Origin of the sequence: Pseudonocardia asaccharolytica DSM 44247 = NBRC 16224, from assembly GCF_000423625.1 — a bacterium.
GTDB lineage: Bacteria > Actinomycetota > Actinomycetes > Mycobacteriales > Pseudonocardiaceae > Pseudonocardia > Pseudonocardia asaccharolytica.
The window spans coordinates 148,969-166,699 of record NZ_AUII01000005.1 but is presented as its reverse complement, the minus strand read 5'-3'; the positions used below and the strand labels follow the sequence as shown (position 1 = coordinate 166,699).

Annotated in this window: 16 protein-coding genes; 12 read left to right on the top strand and 4 right to left on the bottom strand. The window is 72.7% G+C overall.

The window, feature by feature from the left end; genetic code table 11:
- The first annotated feature begins 32 nt into the window (after positions 1 to 32).
- The 5 genes from G567_RS27515 (at position 33) to G567_RS27510 (ending at position 6,282) form a co-directional block, all read left to right on the top strand.
- Complete coding sequence (locus G567_RS27515) at positions 33 to 2,042, top strand: mycofactocin system FadH/OYE family oxidoreductase 1 (RefSeq protein ID WP_051232573.1); 2,010 nt, start codon at positions 33 to 35, stop codon at positions 2,040 to 2,042.
- A complete protein-coding gene (locus G567_RS0108170; protein WP_051232615.1) occupies positions 2,039 to 3,958 on the top strand; it encodes a mycofactocin system FadH/OYE family oxidoreductase 2 in 1,920 nt (639 codons plus the stop codon). The genes G567_RS27515 and G567_RS0108170 overlap by 4 nt, the downstream gene beginning before the upstream one ends.
- 9 nt (positions 3,959 to 3,967) lie before the next feature.
- Entirely contained in the window at positions 3,968 to 4,672 is a 705-nt protein-coding gene (gene mftE, locus G567_RS0108165; protein ID WP_051232572.1) for a mycofactocin biosynthesis peptidyl-dipeptidase MftE, read from the top strand.
- Between the two features lie 63 nt (positions 4,673 to 4,735).
- Positions 4,736 to 4,936 carry a hypothetical protein gene (locus G567_RS0108160; protein WP_028929602.1) on the top strand — a complete coding sequence of 67 codons (201 nt, stop codon included), beginning with the start codon at positions 4,736 to 4,738 and terminating at the stop codon, positions 4,934 to 4,936.
- 128 nt (positions 4,937 to 5,064) lie between these two features.
- Positions 5,065 to 6,282 carry an AI-2E family transporter gene (locus G567_RS27510; RefSeq protein ID WP_147200937.1) on the top strand — a complete coding sequence of 406 codons (1,218 nt, stop codon included), beginning with the start codon at positions 5,065 to 5,067 and terminating at the stop codon, positions 6,280 to 6,282.
- A 37-nt stretch (positions 6,283 to 6,319) separates the two neighbouring features.
- Here G567_RS27510 and G567_RS0108150 read toward each other — a convergent pair whose 3' ends face one another.
- Positions 6,320 to 7,480 (bottom strand): alkaline phosphatase family protein, encoded by a 1,161-nt coding sequence (locus tag G567_RS0108150; protein WP_037056319.1) that lies wholly within the window; start codon positions 7,478 to 7,480, stop codon positions 6,320 to 6,322.
- An 82-nt stretch (positions 7,481 to 7,562) separates the two neighbouring features.
- Between G567_RS0108150 and mftF the strand changes: the two genes are divergently transcribed.
- The 7 genes from mftF to G567_RS0108115 all read left to right on the top strand — a co-directional run bounded on the left by mftF (position 7,563) and on the right by G567_RS0108115 (position 15,304).
- Complete coding sequence (mftF, locus tag G567_RS0108145; protein WP_028929600.1) at positions 7,563 to 9,008, top strand: mycofactocin biosynthesis glycosyltransferase MftF; 1,446 nt, start codon at positions 7,563 to 7,565, stop codon at positions 9,006 to 9,008.
- A gap of 52 nt (positions 9,009 to 9,060) precedes the next feature.
- Positions 9,061 to 9,240, top strand: coding sequence for a hypothetical protein (locus tag G567_RS27505; protein ID WP_037056316.1), 180 nt, complete (start codon positions 9,061 to 9,063; stop codon positions 9,238 to 9,240).
- Between the two features lie 406 nt (positions 9,241 to 9,646).
- Complete coding sequence (locus G567_RS0108135) at positions 9,647 to 10,162, top strand: (2Fe-2S)-binding protein (protein WP_028929599.1); 516 nt, start codon at positions 9,647 to 9,649, stop codon at positions 10,160 to 10,162.
- A gap of 1 nt (position 10,163) precedes the next feature.
- Positions 10,164 to 12,566, top strand: coding sequence for a xanthine dehydrogenase family protein molybdopterin-binding subunit (locus tag G567_RS0108130; protein WP_028929598.1), 2,403 nt, complete (start codon positions 10,164 to 10,166; stop codon positions 12,564 to 12,566).
- On the top strand, positions 12,563 to 13,414 hold the full coding sequence (locus tag G567_RS0108125; protein WP_028929597.1) for an FAD binding domain-containing protein: 852 nt from the start codon (positions 12,563 to 12,565) through the stop codon (positions 13,412 to 13,414). The genes G567_RS0108130 and G567_RS0108125 overlap by 4 nt, the downstream gene beginning before the upstream one ends.
- Before the next feature lie 119 nt (positions 13,415 to 13,533).
- Positions 13,534 to 14,208, top strand: coding sequence for an SRPBCC family protein (locus G567_RS0108120; protein WP_028929596.1), 675 nt, complete (start codon positions 13,534 to 13,536; stop codon positions 14,206 to 14,208).
- A gap of 64 nt (positions 14,209 to 14,272) precedes the next feature.
- Complete coding sequence (locus G567_RS0108115; protein ID WP_028929595.1) at positions 14,273 to 15,304, top strand: P1 family peptidase; 1,032 nt, start codon at positions 14,273 to 14,275, stop codon at positions 15,302 to 15,304.
- Here the strand turns inward: G567_RS0108115 and G567_RS27500 are convergent, their stop codons facing one another.
- The 3 genes from G567_RS27500 to moaA all read right to left on the bottom strand — a co-directional run bounded on the left by G567_RS27500 (position 15,305) and on the right by moaA (position 17,689).
- Entirely contained in the window at positions 15,305 to 16,270 is a 966-nt protein-coding gene (locus tag G567_RS27500; protein WP_245585582.1) for a DMT family transporter, read from the bottom strand.
- A 68-nt stretch (positions 16,271 to 16,338) separates the two neighbouring features.
- Complete coding sequence (locus tag G567_RS0108105; protein ID WP_028929594.1) at positions 16,339 to 16,608, bottom strand: MoaD/ThiS family protein; 270 nt, start codon at positions 16,606 to 16,608, stop codon at positions 16,339 to 16,341.
- 19 nt (positions 16,609 to 16,627) lie between these two features.
- Positions 16,628 to 17,689: a GTP 3',8-cyclase MoaA gene (gene moaA, locus G567_RS0108100; RefSeq protein WP_245585581.1), complete on the bottom strand. Its 1,062-nt coding sequence runs from the start codon at positions 17,687 to 17,689 to the stop codon at positions 16,628 to 16,630.
- Positions 17,690 to 17,731: the final 42 nt, after the last annotated feature.

The following is a 17,731-nucleotide window of genomic DNA, read 5'->3' as shown; positions in this document are numbered from 1 at the left end:
CGAACGGCGATCATCGCCGAGCCGTGAGCGGGATGTCGGTGGCTCTCACCGCGTCGGTGCAGCTGCGCGGCCGGATCGCGCAGAGTCGAGTCCTCTTCGGACCGCACGAGACCAATCTGGCCCGGCGCCGCGCGTTCTCCGCCCGGCACGTCGCCTACTACGCGCGGCGAGCGGCCGGCGGCGCCGGCGTGATCGTCACCGAGATCGCGTCGGTGCACGAGAGCGACTGGCCCTACGAGCGCGCTCCGCTGGCCACCGACGCCGGGTCCGGATGGGCCGAGATCGTGCGGGCCTGCCGGCCGCACGGAGCGCTCGTGCTGGCCGGACTCGGTCACGCCGGTGCACAGGGCTCATCCGCATACGGGCAGCAGGCGCTGTGGGGACCGTCGCGAATCGCCGACGTGGTCAGCCGCGAGGTCCCGATGGAACTGGAGCAGCCCGAGATCGACGCGCTGGTGGCCGGGTTCGCCGCCGCCGCGGCGGCGGTGGTACGGGCCGACCTGGACGGGGTCGAGGTCAACGCCGGGCAGCACTCGCTGCTGCGGCAGTTCCTCTCCGGGCTGACCAACCGGCGCACCGACGACTACGGAGCCGACCGCGCACGGCTGCTGCACGAGGTGCTGGCCGCCGTCCGCGCGGCGCTCGGCCCCGACCGAGTGCTCGGCCTGCGGCTGTGCGCCGACGAGCTCGCCCCGTGGGCGGGCATCACCCCCGTGTCCGCCGCCGAGGTCGCCGCCGCGGTTGCCGGATCGATCGACTACCTCGTGCCGGTCCGCGGCTCGGGCATGTCCGTCTCGGCGACCCGGCCCGACCTGCACACCGAGCCCGGGTTCAACCGGGCGTTGTGCGCGGGCGTCCGGACGGCCGTCGACGGGTCGGTGCCGGTGGTGCTGCAGGGCAGCGTCGCCGATCCGGCGATGGCCCAGGCCGCCCTGGACGAGGGCACCGCCGACCTGGTCGAGATGACCCGCGCGCAGATCGCCGATCCGGATCTCGTCGCGTTCGTACGGGCCGGTACGCCCGAGCGGGTGCGCCCGTGCACGCTGTCCAACCAGCACAGCATGGTGCGCGACCCGCGCAACCCGATCGTCTCCGACGAGGCCGAGCCGCGATCCGGTCACGAGACCGAGGACCCGCCGGTCGAGGGTCGGGACCCCCGCCCGCGCGAGGTGCTCGTCGTCGGCGGCGGGCCCGCCGGGCTGGAGGCGGCCCGGGTCGCGGCGTTGCGCGGGCACCGGGTGCGGCTCGTGGAACGCTCGGCCCGGCTGGGTGGGGCGTTGCGGCCGGCCGCGGCGGTGGGCGGACGGGCCCGGATGGGTCTGCTCATCCCGTGGTGGGAACGCGAGCTGGCCCGGCTCGGTGTCGAGGTCGACGTCGGCGTGGAGATCACCGAGGCCGGGCTCGACTCGGCCGCGCGGTCCGGCGTCGCTGTGGTGCTGGCGACGGGGTCGCGACCGGGCCCGCTCGGCTTCGCCGCGGCCGCCGGGACCGTCGTGCTGACCGCGGCGGAGTTCGAACGGTCCGTCCTGCACGCCGGTTCGACTGCGGCCGCGCTCGCCCGGTTACCCGAGGGCGCCGTCGTCGTGCACGACCCCGTCGGGGACTGGACCGGGGTCGGCGTCGCCGAACAGGTCGTCGCGGCGGGATGGCCGACCGCGCTCATCACCCCCGACCAGGTGGCCGGCACCCAGCTCACCCGCACCGGCGATCTCGCCGCCGCCAACACCCGGCTGCAGCGGGCCGGGGTGGCCCGCGAGCTGCGCTGCACGCTGCGTTCGGTGGGCGGCGGCCGGGCGCGGCTCGAGCACGTCTGGACCCGTGAGCGTCGCGAGATCGACTGCGCGGTGTTGATCGACTGCGGGTACCGGCTGCCCGAGGACGCCCTGTGGCTCGCGCGCCCGCATCTGCCGCGGGCGGGAGACTGCGTCGCCCCGCGGAGCGTCTACGAGGCGGTGCTCGAAGGACGCCGGGTGGCCTTCGGCCCCGTGAGCGCGAAGTCGTGTTGGAGCGCTACTTCGCGCTCACGGGGGCTTCGCCCATGAAACTCGGCCCCCTGACCCTGCGCAACCGCATCGTGTTCGCCGCGCATCTGACCGGCTACGCCACCGAAGGGCGGCCCAGCGCGCAGCACGTCGCCTACTATGCGGCGCGGGCCGCCGGCGGTGCCGGGCTGATCATCACCGAGGAACATTCCACGCACCCGACCGACCGACCGTACGAGAAGCTGATCCACGGGTTCGATCCCGCCGTGATCCCCGGCTACCGCCGGATCACCGAGGCCGTGCACGCGCACGGCGTCCCGATCCTCGCCCAGCTCAACCACAACGGCGGCCAGTCCTCGGGGATGTACTCCCGGCAGCCGGTATGGGCGCCCTCACCGGTGCCCGACCCAATGTTCCGCGAGGTCCCCAAGGCCGTCACCGCGGCGGAGATCCGCCAGATCGTCGCCGGGTACGGCCGGGTCGCCGGGCACTGCGTCGCGGGCGGTTTCGACGGCGTCGAGCTGCAATGCTCACATGCGTCGATCATCCGGGGGTTTCTTTCCCCGGCGACGAACCGGCGCACCGACTGCTACGGCGGCTCGCCGACCCGCCGGGCCCGGCTCCTGCTGGAGATCGTCGACGTCGTGCGCGACGCGATCGGACCCGAACGGGTTCTGGGGGTTCGGGTCTGCGGCGACGAGCTCATCGAAGGCGGAATCGAGCTCGACGAGGCGGTCGCGCTCGCGCGGTTGCTGGAGGCGCACGGCGGGATCGACTATCTCAACACCTCGATCGGCGTTGCCACCGCGAGCCTCTACATGATCGAAGCGTCGATGCACGTCCCGAAGGGCTATGCGCTGCATATCCCGTCGGCCATCCGACGCGCGGTGCGGCTTCCGGTGGTCGGGATCGGCCGGTTCACCACCCCGGCGCAGGCCGAGCGGGCGCTGGCGGAGGGGCACTGCGACCTGGTCGGGGTCGTGCGCGGGCAGATCGCCGACCCGGAGTTCACGGCCAAGGGCCGGACCGGGACCGATGTGCGCGTCTGTGTCGGGTGCAACCAGGAGTGCGTCGGCCGGGTGGGCCTCAACCGCCGGCTGGGGTGTGCGGTGAACCCGAGGGCGGGCCGCGAGGCGATCCCGGTGCCGGCGCCGACCGTGCGGGGGCGGCGGGTGCTCGTCGTGGGCGGAGGGCCCGCCGGGTTGCAGGCCGCGGTCAGCGCGGCCCGGCGGGGGCACCGCGTCGTGCTCTGCGAGCGCGCCGCCGAGCCGGGCGGCCAGGTGCGCGTCGCCGCCGCCGCACCGGGCCGCGGCGAGCTGCTCGGCGTCGTCACGAGCCTGCTGACCGAATGCAGCCGGCTGGGTGTGGGGATCCGCGCCGGGGCCGAGGTGGACGCCGGGTACGTGCGCGACCAGCAACCCGACGTCGTCGTGCTCGCGACCGGGGCCCGGCCCGCCGCGCCGGACTGGGCCGCCGGGCTCGACCGGGTCGTCGACGTCCACGCCGTGCTGGGCGGCTGGGCGGCACCGTCGGGCTCGGTCCTCGTCTACGACGAGCTCGGCTTCCACCAGGCCACCTCGGTGGCGGAACTGCTCGCCGCCCGCGGCGCCGCGGTGGAGATCGCGACGCCGGGCATGGTGGTGGGCCAGGACCTCGGCCTCACGCTCGACATGGAGCTGTTCCACGTCCGCGCGCACTCCGCCGGAATCACGCTGAGCCCCGATCGGGTCGTGCTCGGCGCCGCCCCCCGGTCCGGTGGCGGTGTGGTCCTGCGGGTGCTGCACCACCCCACCGGGACGATCCGCGAGGAGGTTCGCGACTGGGTGGTCTGCGCGGTGCCTCCGGAACCCGAGGACACGCTGTGGCATGCATTGCGGGACAGTGGGTTTGCGGTGTATCGGGTCGGCGACTGCCTGGCCCCGCGGCGGATGCACGCGGCCGTGGCCGAGGGGCATCGGGTGGCGGAGTCGCTCTAGGGTCGTGGGGTGCCGCTGCTGCAGGAGCTGACCTGGTCCGATCTCGACAGCGTCCGGCCGACGCTCGTCGTCCCGGTCGGATCGGTCGAGCAGCACGGAGCGCACCTGCCCCTGCACACGGACGTCCGGATCGCCGCGGCCGTCGCGGCCCTGGTGCTCGCCCGGGAACCCGCGCTCGTCGTCGCCCCCGCGGTCGCCTACGGGGCTGCGGGGGAGCACGAGGGCTTCGCCGGGACGGTTTCGATCGGGCATGCGGCGCTGCGGCTGCTGCTGGTCGAGCTCGGCCGCTCGGCGTGCCGGTGGGCCGGGCGGCTGGTGCTGCTCAACGGTCACGGCGGCAACGTGCCCACCCTTGTCGAGGTCGTGCGGCTGCTGCGCGACGAGGGCCGGGACGCCGCCTGGGTTCCGTGTGTCGCACCGGGATTCGACGGCGACGCCCACGCCGGGCGCACCGAGACGTCGCTGATGCTGGCGCTGGATCCGGACGCTGTCCGGGCCGAGCACGCGGTCGCCGGCAATACCGCGCCGCTGCGTGAGCTGCTCCCCGCGATGCGCGACGGCGGGGTGGCCGCGGTGAGTCCCAATGGCGTGCTCGGTGACCCGACCGGTGCCAGCGCCCAGGAGGGCCAGGCCCTACTGGGCGCCACCGCGGACGCCGTCGTCGCGGCCATCCGCGCCTGGTGCCCCACCGAGGACGGCCGCCTCCGCCCCTAACCCCACCCCCGCGAGTCGGGGTATTTCCGCGACCGAGTCGCGGTCTGTGGTCGCAGGACGATCATGGTATCGAACGTCGGCATCGATGTAACCTCCGCCGTCCCGTCGCACGAGGAACTCGCCCTCGCCCACCTCGCCCGGGCGATCCCGTCCGGCCACACCGCCGTGATCACGGAGATCGTGGAATCCGATGAGGACGCCGTCGAAGCCGCCAGAAGCGAGGTGCGGCGCGTGCTCACCGACAGCGGCCGGACGCACCGGTAGCGTCCGACGGCATCAGTACCGTGAACGCCGCGTCGGGTGGCCGGCGGGCCTGCACGAATCCGCGTCCGTAGTGACTCGGAGTCGCCCTGCGGGCGGTCATGGGTAGTGAATGGGAGCGACATGTGGCCATGGTGAACGTCCGCCTCGGGGATCGCGGCTCCGCGATCGGCCGCGCGGTGTCGCACACATCGCGATGGAGTCTGCGGCTCATCCTGATCGCCCTCGGCGCCGCGCTCATCTTCTGGCTCGGCGCCCAGCTGTGGGTGATCGTGCTGCCCGTGCTGCTGGGGTTGCTGATCACCACTGTGCTGTGGCCGCCGGCCGCCTTCCTGCGCCGGCACCGCTGGCCGCCCGCGCTCGCCGCCGCCGCGGTGCTGCTCACCGGCCTGATCGTGCTCGGCGGCGTGATCACGCTGGTCACGGTGTCCATCGCGGGCAGCTTCAACGAGATCGCGGCCGGCGCGTCCAGCGGCCTCGAGCGAATCCGCGAGTGGTTGGTCGGGCCACCGCTGAACCTCGGGCAGAGCCAGCTGGACGACGCCCTGTCGTCCGTGACCCGGCAGCTGCAACAGAGCGTCTCGTCGATCGCCTCCGGTGTGCTCACCGGCGTCGGCGCCGTCACCTCCGGCGTCGTGACCGGGGTGCTTGCGCTGGTGCTCGCGTTCCTGTTCATCAAGGACGGCCCCCACTTCCTCCCGTGGCTGCGCGGTATCGTCGGCCCGACGGCCGGGTCGCATCTCTCCGAGGTCGCAGTCCGCATCTGGCGCACCCTCGTGGGGTTCATCCACACCCAGGCGATCGTCGCGATGATCGACGCCGTGTTCATCGGGGTCGGCCTGGTGATCGTCGGGGTTCCGCTGGCGTTGCCGCTGGCCGTGATCACGTTTCTCGGCGGTTTCGTGCCGATCGTCGGCGCGTTCGTCGCGGGGGCGCTCGCCGTGCTCGTCGCCTTGGTGAGCAACGGGTTCACCGCCGCTCTCATCGTGCTGGCCATCGTCGTCGCGGTGCAGCAGCTCGAGGGCAACGTCCTGCAGCCGATCCTGCAGTCCCGCAGCGTGCAACTGCACGCCGCGGTCGTACTGCTCGCCGTGGCCGCGGGCGGCACGCTCTACGGCATCGCCGGTGCGTTCCTCTCGGTGCCCATCGTCGCCGCGGCGGCGGTCGTGCTGCGGTATCTGTCCGAGCAGCTGGACGGCCGCGCCGGACAACCCGCACCCGCGAGCGGATCGTCGGGTGGGCTGCTCGACGAGGACCGTCCTGCGCCCGGGGAGATGGGTGTGTCGGAGCAACCGGCCGACGTTCAGGAGGAGAGGACCGGTGGAGCCGGCTCGGGGGCCGGTACGTGAGAGGACGAGATACCCCGACTCGCGCGCGGAGGTGGCGTCAGGGAGCAGCGGCCAGTAGTAGCGGGACGAGCTGCTCCTCGGCGGTCAGGGAACCGTGCTGCCCGGGCATCGTCGAGATCAGCGGCTCGGCGTGGGTCCGGATCACCGCGGCGGTCCCGCGCAGGGCGACCACCACGTCGCCGATGCGCGGCGGCACATGGGCGGCCAACGGTCCGAACCATCCCTCGGCCACGGCCTGCTCGCCGGGCACCACCCAGGCGTCGCCGCCGAGGATCTCCTGCCAGGTGGCGAGCACCTCCGCGGCCGCACCGGCGTCGGCATACACGTGCCGGGCCCGGGCGTCGCCACCGAGCAACCGGACTCCTGTTCGCAGCCGCTCGTCGGTGTCCGCGTCATAGGTGACGGTCACCGGCACCATCCCGTGGTCGCCGGTGATGGCGAGCAGGCCATCGGAGGGCAGCTGCTCCGCGATCGTGGCGGCCAGCAGGTCGATCTGGCGCAGCTGCCAGCGCCACGGTGGGGTGCCTGGACCGTGCAAATGGCCGAGCGAGTCGAGATCGGCGTGGTAGGCGTAGCAGAGCCGCCTGCCGGGCCCGGTCAGCGCATCGACCGCCGCCGCGGCGAGGTCGCCGAGCGCGTGCACGCTGCGGAACTCTCCGCCGCGCAGCGCGGCTCGGGTCAGCCCCGAGCCGCGCTGGTAGCGCGGTGCGGCGATGGTCACAGCCACCCCGTCGGCCGCGGCCCGCTCCAGTGCGGTGGGCATCGGCTGGACCTGTTCCGGCGGGAGCAGCTCGCGCTGGTCGACCGCCTTGCCGTTCGCCTGCCGGGTCCAGCGCAGCGAGTCGAGAAGCGCGTCGTCACCGGGGTTGAACGTGATCCCGACGATCCCGTGCGCGCCCGGCGGCAGTCCGGTGCCCAGCGACGTCAGGCTGATCGAGGTGCTGGACGGGAAGCCCGCCGTGAGCGGTCCGGCGTCGGGCAGTCCGGCGAGGAACGGGGCGTCGGCGGCGTAGGTCTGCAACATCTGGGAGCCCAGGCCGTCGATGAGCAGCAGGCAGGCCGCCCGCACCGGTGGCAGGGCCGGACCGACCGCGGGCCCGTGCACCCCGAGCGCGGACAGCAGCGCGGGCAGGACCTCGGCGAGCGAGCGATCACCGTAGCGGGGCAGGACGGGGCCGTCGAAGAAACGGGGGGGCACAACGGCGAGCCTGCCAGGTCGCGAGTGAAAGTACTGCCATGGCGGTCCTCGCCGCGCACGGGCCGAATGGCACGATCCCCGGGTGAGGCAGGCACAGCGACCATCGGACACCCAGCTGCCGGCCGGGTTCCGGGTGACCCTCGAGCGGCGCACCCGGGTCCTCGACGGCGGTGCCGCGCTGCTCGGCGGGGCGCCGCCGCGGCTGGTGCACCTCGCCCCCAAGGCCCGCGACCTGCTGGCCTGCCGCGATGCGCTGACCGTCACGGACCCGACGTCGGCCGCACTGGCCCGCCGCCTGCTCGACATCGGAATGGCTCATCCCGCGAACCGTCCGGACGGCCCGCGACTGCCGGCACCCGGACCCGCCGATGTCACCGTCGTCGTCCCGGTCAAGGACCGGACCGACGGGCTCGCCCGGCTGCTGGCCGCCCTACCGTCGGGGCCGGGCGTCATCGTCGTCGACGACGGGTCGGCCGACCCGGCCGCGGTGGCCGCCGTCGCGCAGGCCGTGGGTGCCAGGCTGCTGCGACACACCCGCCCGCGGGGCCCGGCCGCGGCCCGCAACGCCGGGCTCGCCGCGGCCGCCACCGACATCGTCGCCTTCCTCGACTCCGACGTCGTACCGCAACCGGGCTGGCTGGAACCCCTGCTGGCCGCCTTCGCGGATCCGGCGGTGGGCCTGGTCGCGCCGCGGATCGTCGCGCTGGGTCCGGTGCGGACGTGGCTGGGCCGCTACGAGGCCGTCCGGTCCTCATTGGACATGGGTCTGAAACCGGCGGCGGTGGTCCCGCGCTCCCGGGTGGCCTATGTGCCCAGCGCGGCGATCCTGGTGCGGCGCATCGCGGCGGGTCTCGGCTTCGACGAGCGGATGCATGTCGCCGAGGACGTCGATCTGGTGCTGCGGATGCACGCCGCGGGGTGGCGGCTGCGCTACGAGCCGGCCGCCGGTGTCGCGCACGACCACCGCGCCACGTTCGGGGCCTGGTTGCGGCGCAAGGCGTTCTACGGCACCGGCGCCGCGCCACTGGCGCTCCGGCACCCGGGTGCGGTGCCGCCGATGGTGCTCTCGCCGTGGTCGGCGGCGGTATGCACACTGCTGGCCTGCCAGCGCGGCCGGGCCACCGCGCTCGCGGCGGTGATCATGGGGGTGGCGGCCGAGCGCTTGTCCCGCAAACTCTTCCGGCTGACACATCCGCGGCGCTGCGCCGCGTGGCTCACCGGGTTGGGCCTCGCGGGCGCGGTCGGGCAGGCGGGCTCGGCGCTCACCAGGCACTTCTGGCCGGCTGCCCTGTTCGCCTGCCTGTTCTCGGCGCGAGCCCGGCGTGCGGTGGCCGCGGCGGCGCTCGCCGAAGGGGTCGCCGACTGGTGGCGCCACCGCGACCACGCGCCGGCGCGCCCCGGCCTGCCCGGGTACCTGCTCGCCCATCGGCTGGACGATCTGGCCTACGGGGCGGGCCTGTGGTGGGGGGCGTGGCGCCACCGCACGACCGCCCCGTTGCGGCCCGCGGCGCCCAGCGGCGAGGGTTAGCCGCCGGCCGAGCGGGAAGCCATATCGGAGCACATCCGAGGAGGTAGTTCCGATGGCTGATGAGAAGCGGCAGGACGAGGTCGTCAACCCGGCCGGGATGCCGGAGATGCACCCGCCGAAGGGCGGGCCGAACGAGGATCCCGACGTGCCCGATCCCGAGCATCTGGTGCCGGGCCGACCGGGCTTTCCGGAGAAGGTCGAGCGCAGCGACGCCGATCGCGCCGAGGAGTGACGTGGGCGCGCCGCGAAACTCCGACCGGGACGGGCGCTTGCCCGTCCCGGTCCGGTCGTCCGGGGTCGAGGTGGCGTTTCGGCAGGTTCCACCGCCCGTAGGGACTAGTCCAAATAGGTGAACCTCTGGATCTTGCGTATCCGCAGGAGCGGGAGAAAAACGTGGGGCTACCCGCAACGGCGGACATCGTTCCGGGCCCATCCGGCGTGCGTCGGAATGTCCTCACCGGAGGCGCTGCGACGAGTTGCCCACACCCTTGCATGGTCGCAAGATCGGCGGTGTGATGTGCGCGCTGCCACAGCGTGGTGGCAGTCCCGGGGTGCAGTCGTGGCCGTGCCTCGGAGGATCCCCGAGAACCCTGCGCACACCGACGTTGTCGGTCGCGGTTGAGGAGTGAGGTTTTCTCATGGCACAGGTCCGGGTCACCGTCGACGGCGTCGAGTACGCCGACGATGTCGAGCCCCGAATGCTGTTGGTGTACTACCTGAGGGAGCGGCTGGGTAAGACCGGGACCGTCGTCGGTTGCGACACCAGCAACTGCGGCGCTTGTACCGTCCACCTCAACGGCCGGAGTGTGAAGTCCTGTTCTGTGCTGGCGGTGCAGGCCGACGGCGGCGAGGTGCTCACCATCGAGGGCCTGGCCCGTGACGGCGAACTGCACCCGGTCCAGAAGGCGTTCAACGAGTGCCACGCGCTGCAGTGCGGCTACTGCACGCCGGGCATGATCATGGCCGCGGTCGACCTGCTCGGGGACAACCCCGACCCCGACGAGCAGGAGGTCCGGGAGGGCATCGAGGGCAACCTCTGCCGCTGCACCGGCTACCAGAACATCGTTCGGGCGGTGCAGAGCGCGGCCAAGGCGATGCAGCCCGGTGCCGAACGTCCCGCCGAAGCGCCGGCTCCGGTCGCGGGAGGAAACTGACATGACGACGACCGCCGAACCCACCGCACGAGAGCTCGGCAGGGCGCGCATCCGCAAGGAGGACGCGCGCCTGATCACCGGACGCACCCGGTGGACCGACAACATCACGCTCAACGGGATGTTGCACATCGCGATGGTGCGCAGCCCGGTCGCGCACGCCCGGATCACGGGCATCAACGTCGACGCGGCGAAGCAGCTGACCGGCGTCGTCGCCGTCTATTCCGGCACCGACCTCGACGCCGAGCAGTCCGCCATCCCGTGCGCCTGGCCGATCAACGCCGAGGCCACGCCGCCGCGGCACGTCTCGATCGCCGTCGACACCGTCCGGTTCGCCGGTGAGATCGTGGCCGTCGTCGTCGCCCGCGACGCCGCCACCGCGAAGGACGCCACCGAGCTCGTCGAGGTCGACTACGACGACCTGCCGCCCGTGCTGGACATGGAGGAGGCGCTCGGCGACGCCACGGTGATCCACCCCGACTTCGGCAGCAACAAGTGGGTCACCTTCCCGTTCGACTCCGTGGCGGCGGGGGCGACCACCGGCCCGACCGCGGACGAGGCGATCGCCGCCGCCGAGGCCGACCCCGACTCGATCGTGGTCAAGCGTCGCTGGCGTCAGCAGCGGCTGATCCCGGCGTTCATGGAGCCGCGCTCTGTCGTCGTGGACCCCACCGGCGAGCAGCTGACGATGTGGTCGTCGACGCAGGTCCCGCACGTGCTGCGCACGATGCTGGGGGTCAGCCTCGGGCTGCCCGAGCACAAGCTGCGCGTCATCGCCCCCGACGTGGGCGGCGGGTTCGGCGGCAAGCTGCAGGTCACCCCGGAGGAGATCCTCAGCACGCTGGTGGCCCGTCGGATGGCCAAGCCGGTGAAGTGGACCGAGACCCGGTCCGAGTCGATGCTGTCCGGCCACCACGGGCGCGACCAGATCCAGGACGTCACGGTCGCGGCGAAGCGGGACGGCACCGTCACCGCGCTCAAGATCGAGCTGACCGCGGACATGGGCGCGTACTTCGGCCTGTTCACCCCGGCGGTCCCCGTCTTCGGGGCGTTCATCGGCCCGGCGATCTACAAGTTCCCGTCGTATGCGTTCGTGTGCACCGACGTGTTCACGAACAAGACACCCACCGACGCCTACCGCGGCGCCGGGCGTCCGGAGGCCACGTTCGCCGTCGAGCGGATCATGGAGGAGCTCGCCACCGAGCTCGGGCGCGACCCGCTGGAGCTGCGCGAGCAGAACTGGATCAAGAACACCGAGTTCCCGTTCACCAACGCCGGTGGCCTGACCTACGACTCGGGCAACTACGAGGCCGCCACCGAGAAGGCCACGGCGCTGTTCGACTACGCCGGGTTGCGGCGCGAGCAGGAGGAGCGGCGGCGCTCGAACGACCCAGTGCAGCTGGGTATCGGCGTCTCGGTGTTCACCGAGATGTGCGGGCTGGCGCCGTCGCGGCTGCTCGGTGCGCTCGGCGCGGGCGCGGGCGGCTGGGAACACGCGGCCATCCGCATGCTGCCCACCGGCAAGGTCGAGGTCGTCACCGGTTCGTCGGCGCACGGGCAGGGCCACGAGACGGCGTGGAGCCAGATCGTCGCCGACCGGCTCGGCGTGCCGTTCGAGGACGTCGAGGTGCTGCACGGCGACACCCAGGTCTCGCCCAAGGGGATGGACACCTACGGCTCGCGCTCGCTGCCCGTCGGCGGCACCGCCGTGGTCAAATGCGCCGACCGGGTGATCGAGAAGGCCACGAAGGTGGCCGCGCACCTGCTTGAGGCCGCCGAGGGCGACATCGAGTTCCAGGCGGGCCGGTTCTCGGTCAAGGGCACCGACAAGGGCGTCTCGATCCAGGAGGTCGTGTTCGCGACGTTCCTGTCGCACAACTTCCCGGAGGGCATCGAGCCGTCGCTGGACTCGGAGTACACCTTCGACCCGGAGAACTTCTCCTTCCCGCACGGCACCCACCTCGCGGCGATGGAGGTCGACACCGAGACCGGCCGGGTGAGCATCCGCAAGTACGTCTGCGTCGACGACGTCGGCAGCGTGGTGAACCCGCTGATCGTCGAGGGGCAGGTGCACGGCGGCCTCGCCCAGGGCATCGCCCAGGCGCTGTTCGAGGAGGCCAACTACGACGAGCAGGGCACGCTGGTCAACGGCACCTTCGTCGACTACACCCTGCCCTCGGCCGCCGATCTGCCGAGCTTCACCACCGACCGGACCGAGACCCCGGCGACGAGCAACCCGCTCGGGGTGAAGGGCGTCGGCGAGGCGGGCACGATCGCCTCCACCCCGGCGATCGTCAACGGCGTCCTCGACGCCATCCGGCACCTCGGCGTCAAGCAGGTGGAGATGCCGTGCACCGCGCAGCGCGTCTGGCGCGCGATCCAGGACGCTCAAGGAGGAGCCAAGTGATCCCCGCGAAGTTCGACTACGTCCGGCCCTCGACCGTCGAGGAGGCGGTCTCGGCGCTGCAGCAGGGCGGGGAGGACGCCAAGGTCCTGGCCGGCGGCCAGAGCCTGCTGCCGGTGCTGCGGCTGCGGCTCGCCGCGCCGTCGCTGGTGGTCGACCTCGGCGGCCTCGCCGAACTGCGCCAGATCGGCGAGGACGGGGACATGATCGCCATCGGGGCGATGGCGGCGCACCACGACGTGATGCGCAACGAGCTCGTCCAGCGGCACGTCGCCCTGCTCGGCCAGGCCACCGAGACCGTGGCCGACCGGCAGGTGCGCCACCGCGGCACCCTCGGTGGCGCGCTGGCGCACGCCGACCCGGCCGGCGACCTCGGCCCCGTCGCGCTGGCGCTGGATGCGGAGTTCGTCATCGCCGGTTCCGGCGGCAGCCGCACGGTGCCGGCGTCGGAGTTCTTCGTCGACTACTTCACGACCGCCATCGGGGAGAACGAGATCCTCACCCAGGTGCGGTTCCCGAAGTACACGGGCTGGGGCAGCCACTACGAGAAGTTCAACCGGACCGCCCAGGCCTGGTCGATGGTCGCCGTGGCGGCCGCTCTCAAGATCGACGGCGGGACGATCTCGGAGGCCAGGGTCGGGCTGGCGAACATGAGTTCGACGCCGGTTCGCGCCACCGGGGTGGAGCAGGCGCTCGTCGGGCAGGCGGCCACCGCGGACGCCGTGCGGGCCGCCGCCGAGCACGCGACCGAGGGTACGGACGCGCCGAGTGACGCCGACGCCGCCGCCGACTACCGTGAGCATCTGGCCAGGGTGCTGACCGGTCGGGCGGTGCTCGCCGCCGCAGGCTGAGAAGGATCACGAGAGCGTCGTTCGTGGACGCCTGCCCGGGCTGTCGGGCAGGCGTCCACGGCATTTGGCCCCCTCCCGCCCGGATGGTGGGGAGCGGCCCCAACGAGGAGGCAGTACGCATGCAACTAGAGAACAAGTTCACGATCGCCGCGCCCATCGAGGAGGCGTGGGCGGCGCTGAACAACCCGGAGACCGTGGCGCCGTGCTTCCCGGGCGCGACGCTGGACTCCTACGAGAGCGACGCGTTCACCGGGACCGTGAAGGTCAAGCTCGGGCCGATCTCCTTGACCTACAAGGGCAAGGGCACCTACGTCTCGCGCGACGACGCCAAACACGAGGTGGTCATCGACGCCAACGGGCGCGACGCTCGCGGCAACGGCACCGCGAACGCCAAGGTGACCGGGACGATGCAGGCCGACGGCCCGGACAAGACCGAGGTCACCATGGTCACCGACCTGACCATCACCGGACGGCCCGCCCAGTTCGGCCGCGGGGTGATCTCCGACGTCAGTGAGAAGATCATCGGCCAGTTCGCCTCGTGCCTGACCGAGAAGCTCGGGGACAAGGCCCCGGCGGTGGCCGCGGAGCCGGCGACCAACGGTGCTGCCGAGGCGAAGCCCGCCGAGGTCAAGCCCGCCGAGGTCAAGCCCACCGGCCCGGTGCGCAGCGAGGTCGAGGCGATCGATCTGCTGGACACCGCGGGTGCTCCGGTGCTCAAGCGGCTCGCCCCGGTGATCGGTGGCGCACTGCTGCTGCTGATCATCCTGCTGATCCGTCGCAGCAGGTCCCGCTGACCCGTGAGTGCGTAACAGTGTTCTAACACTGTTACGCACTCACCGCGCCTCGTGAAGTGGGGAAATGAAGCCCGGTCCGCGCAACGATCTGACCGATGTTCCCGGCCTTCGGGTCGGGCATGCCGCCCTCTCGCGGGACGGCGCGCTCAGCGGAACCACCGTCGTGCTCGCCCCCGAGAGCGGGGCCATCGCAGGGGTCGACGTGCGGGGCGCCGCGCCCGGCACCCGGGAGACAGACCTGCTCGACCCGCGCAATACCATCCAGCGGGCCCACGCCCTCGTCCTGACCGGGGGTAGCGCCTACGGACTCGCCGCCGTCGACGGGGTGATGCGACGGCTCGAGGAGGAGGGGGTCGGCTTCCCGGTCGGGCTCGCGGCCGGTGAGGTCGTGCCGATCGTGCCCGCCGCCGTGATCTTCGACCTCGGCCGCGGCGGGGACTTCACGGCCCGGCCGGGAGCCGACCTCGGTGCCGCCGCCTTCGATGCCGCGTCACCGGGCCCGGTCGCACAGGGCGTCGTGGGGGCCGGGACCGGTGCCGTCGCCGGTGGGCTCAAGGGCGGGGTCGGGACGGCCAGCGCCGTGCTCGGCGATGGCGCCACGGTCGCCGCGCTGGTGGTCGTCAACGCGGCCGGGTCGGTGGCCGACCCCGCGACCGGGGGGCTGCTCGGTGCCCGATCGGGGTTCTCCGGTGAGTTCCCCGCCGTGAACCCCGGGCCGTCCGGGCTGGCGGCGCTGCGCGAGGCGGCGGGCCACGGGCTCCGGCTCGGGACCGCCACGACACTCGGGGTCGTCGCCACCGACGTCACGCTGGACAAGGCCGGCTGCGCCCGGCTCGCGGCGATGGGCCACGACGGCCTCGCCCGCGCGCTCTGGCCGGTGCATACGGTCATGGACGGCGACACCGTGTTCGGACTCGCCACCGGCGAGCGGCCGGCGCCCGAGCCCGCCGGACTCTACGCGCTGCAGGCGGCGGCGGCGGACGTCGTGAGCCGCGCGATCGCCCACGCGATGCTGGCCGCGGTGACGGTGCGGACCACGGCCGGGGAATGGCCGAGCTACCGGGAACTCGCCGGTCTGCCGACCGACCCGCGGTGACTACGTCGACCGCGCCGCGCAGAGGGTCTCGCAGCGCGTCGGCGTGTAGCACGGTTGTACCGTCGGCCGCGGAACGTCGACGTCCTCCTCGGAGCTGACCGGCCGCTCGGTGTGGCGGGCCAGTATCACGATCCCGGCGACGACGACGGCCGCGGCGAGCACCTCGCCGGCCAGCACCGCGGGGGTGACGGTGATGGTCTCGCCGAACCAGACGATGCCGAGGCCGATCGCGACCAGCGGATCCACGATCGTGATCACCGCGACGGCCGGGGCGACGTGGCGGCCTGCCTGAAAGGTGTTCTGCGACAGCAGGAAGCCGGTCACGCCCGTCAGCAGGGCGACGTAGAGCGCCCAGTGGCCGAGGGGGTCGGCCGGACCCGCCAGGAACTGCCCCGACACGAGCTTCATCAACCCGGCGGTCACCCCGTACAGCACCCCGGTGGCCAGTGCCAGGGCCAGCACCCGCGTCATATGTGTCCCACGGCGCGCGAGCGCGAGGCAGCCGGCCACCAAACCGGCCAGCAGCACCGCCGCCGGGATCATGAGCAGGCCCTCGATGGGCTTCTCGCCGGCTGCGCTCGGCCTCGCAAGCAGCAGGAACGCACCGAGCCCCGCCACGCACAGCGACGCGCCGACCAGCACCGGCCGCTCCAGCCGATCGCCCCGCAGCCAGGCGGTGAACATCGCGGTGAACAGCAGCGCGACCACCAGCAGCAGCTGGACCAGCAGCAGCGGACCGAACCCGAGGGCGAGCAGTTGCAGGCCGAGCCCCGCGACCGTCGCCGCGATGCCGACGAGCCAGGTCCGGTTGCTCATCAGGTCCCAGAGCAGGTGCGGATCGAGGATCTCCCCGCGCGGAACCTGTTTCGTTGCGGTGGACTGGGTGGCGTTGGCCAGCCCGATCGCCGCCGCACCCGCGACTGCGGCCGGCACCGCCACCCCTAGCAACTGAACCGTCGTGCTCACGCAAGAGGAGACGGAATCCGGGCCGCGTACTCATCGCTCGCCCAGCAGCTCAACGCTCACAGGGGAGGTTAGCCGCCGGCGAAGGGCGGGAGGATGTCCAGCGTCGCCCCATCGGGCAGGACGACGCCGTGGTCGTGCACCGCGACCTCGTCGAGCAGGTAGCTGCAGCGGCTCAGCACGGTGGCGAACTCGGCGCCGTGCCGCTCGCGGAGCGCGGCGAGCAGATCGGCGAGCGTGCTGCCGGCGGCCAGCGCCACCGGCTCGTCGTCGATCCCGGCGGCCGCGCGCGCCGCCGCGTAGTAGCGGACCGTGACGGTGCCGGTCGTGGTCGGAGTCATCGATGAGTCTTTCGTCGGCCTAGCCGCCGATGGAACTCATCGGGCGGTCGGGCTGCAGGAAGCCGGGGTCGTCGATGCCGTGGCCGGGGAGCTTGCCCCACATCGCATCGCGCCAGAGATCGGCGATCTCGGCGTCGGAGACCCCGCCGCGGACGAGCGCGCGCAGGTCGGTCTCGGTGCGGGCGAACAGGCAGGAGCGGACCTGGCCGTCGGCGGTCAGCCGGGTGCGGTCGCAGGCGCCGCAGAAGGGACGGGTGACCGAGGCGATCACGCCGACGGCGGCAGGGCCACCGTCGACGAGCCAGCGCTCGGCCGGCGCGCCGCCGCGCTCGGCCCGGTCGGGTTCCAAGGAGAAGGCGGTGCGCAGCATCTCCATGATCTCTCCGGCGGTGATCATCTCAGCGCGCTGCCAGCTGTGCTGGGCGTCGAGCGGCATCTGCTCGATGAAGCGCAGCTCGTAGCCGTTGTCGATGGCGAACCGGAGCAGATCGACGGCCTCGTCGTCGTTCACCCCGCGCAGCAGCACGGAGTTGATCTTTACGGGTTCGAGGCCCGCGGCACGGGCGGCGGCCAGGCCGTCGAGGACGTCGGCGAGCCGGTCGCGGTGGGTGATGGTGGCGAACCGCTCGCGACGCAGGGTGTCCATGGAGACGTTGAGCCGGTTGACCCCGGCGTCCGCCAGTGCCTTGGCGCGCCGGGCGAGGCCGACGCCGTTGGTCGTCAGCGAGATATCCGGGCGCGGGTCGAGCGCCGCGGACGCGGCGATGATCTCCTCGAGGCCGCGGCGCAGCAGCGGTTCGCCGCCGGTGAAGCGCAGCTCGTTGACGCCGAGGTCGGTGACGGCGATCCGGATCAGCCGGATGAGCTCGTCATCGGTGAGCTGATCGGCCCGGTCCATCCAGTCCAGGCCCTCTTCGGGCATGCAGTAGGAGCACCGCAGGTTGCACCGGTCGGTCAGCGAGATGCGCAGGTCGGTTGCTACTCGGCCGTACCGATCGATGAGCCGGGGATCGTCCGGCCGAGCCGGGTCTCGTGTGGTGGCCTGCCGCATGGCGGGAAGGCCCAGCTCCGTTGGCGTCACAGCACAAGCCTATCCGGCGGGTGGGATCTTCAGCCACATCCT

Coding starts and splice junctions, on each gene's coding strand:
- G567_RS0108105 (WP_028929594.1), bottom strand. CDS start 16,608: ATGACTCCGACCACGACCGGCACCGTCACGGTCCGCTACTACGCGGCG.
- G567_RS27510 (WP_147200937.1), top strand. CDS start 5,065: ATGGTGAACGTCCGCCTCGGGGATCGCGGCTCCGCGATCGGCCGCGCG.
- G567_RS0108130 (WP_028929598.1), top strand. CDS start 10,164: ATGACGACGACCGCCGAACCCACCGCACGAGAGCTCGGCAGGGCGCGC.
- G567_RS0108115 (WP_028929595.1), top strand. CDS start 14,273: ATGAAGCCCGGTCCGCGCAACGATCTGACCGATGTTCCCGGCCTTCGG.
- G567_RS0108170 (WP_051232615.1), top strand. CDS start 2,039: ATGAAACTCGGCCCCCTGACCCTGCGCAACCGCATCGTGTTCGCCGCG.
- G567_RS27505 (WP_037056316.1), top strand. CDS start 9,061: ATGGCTGATGAGAAGCGGCAGGACGAGGTCGTCAACCCGGCCGGGATG.
- G567_RS0108120 (WP_028929596.1), top strand. CDS start 13,534: ATGCAACTAGAGAACAAGTTCACGATCGCCGCGCCCATCGAGGAGGCG.
- G567_RS0108135 (WP_028929599.1), top strand. CDS start 9,647: ATGGCACAGGTCCGGGTCACCGTCGACGGCGTCGAGTACGCCGACGAT.
- G567_RS27515 (WP_051232573.1), top strand. CDS start 33: ATGTCGGTGGCTCTCACCGCGTCGGTGCAGCTGCGCGGCCGGATCGCG.
- G567_RS0108160 (WP_028929602.1), top strand. CDS start 4,736: ATGGTATCGAACGTCGGCATCGATGTAACCTCCGCCGTCCCGTCGCAC.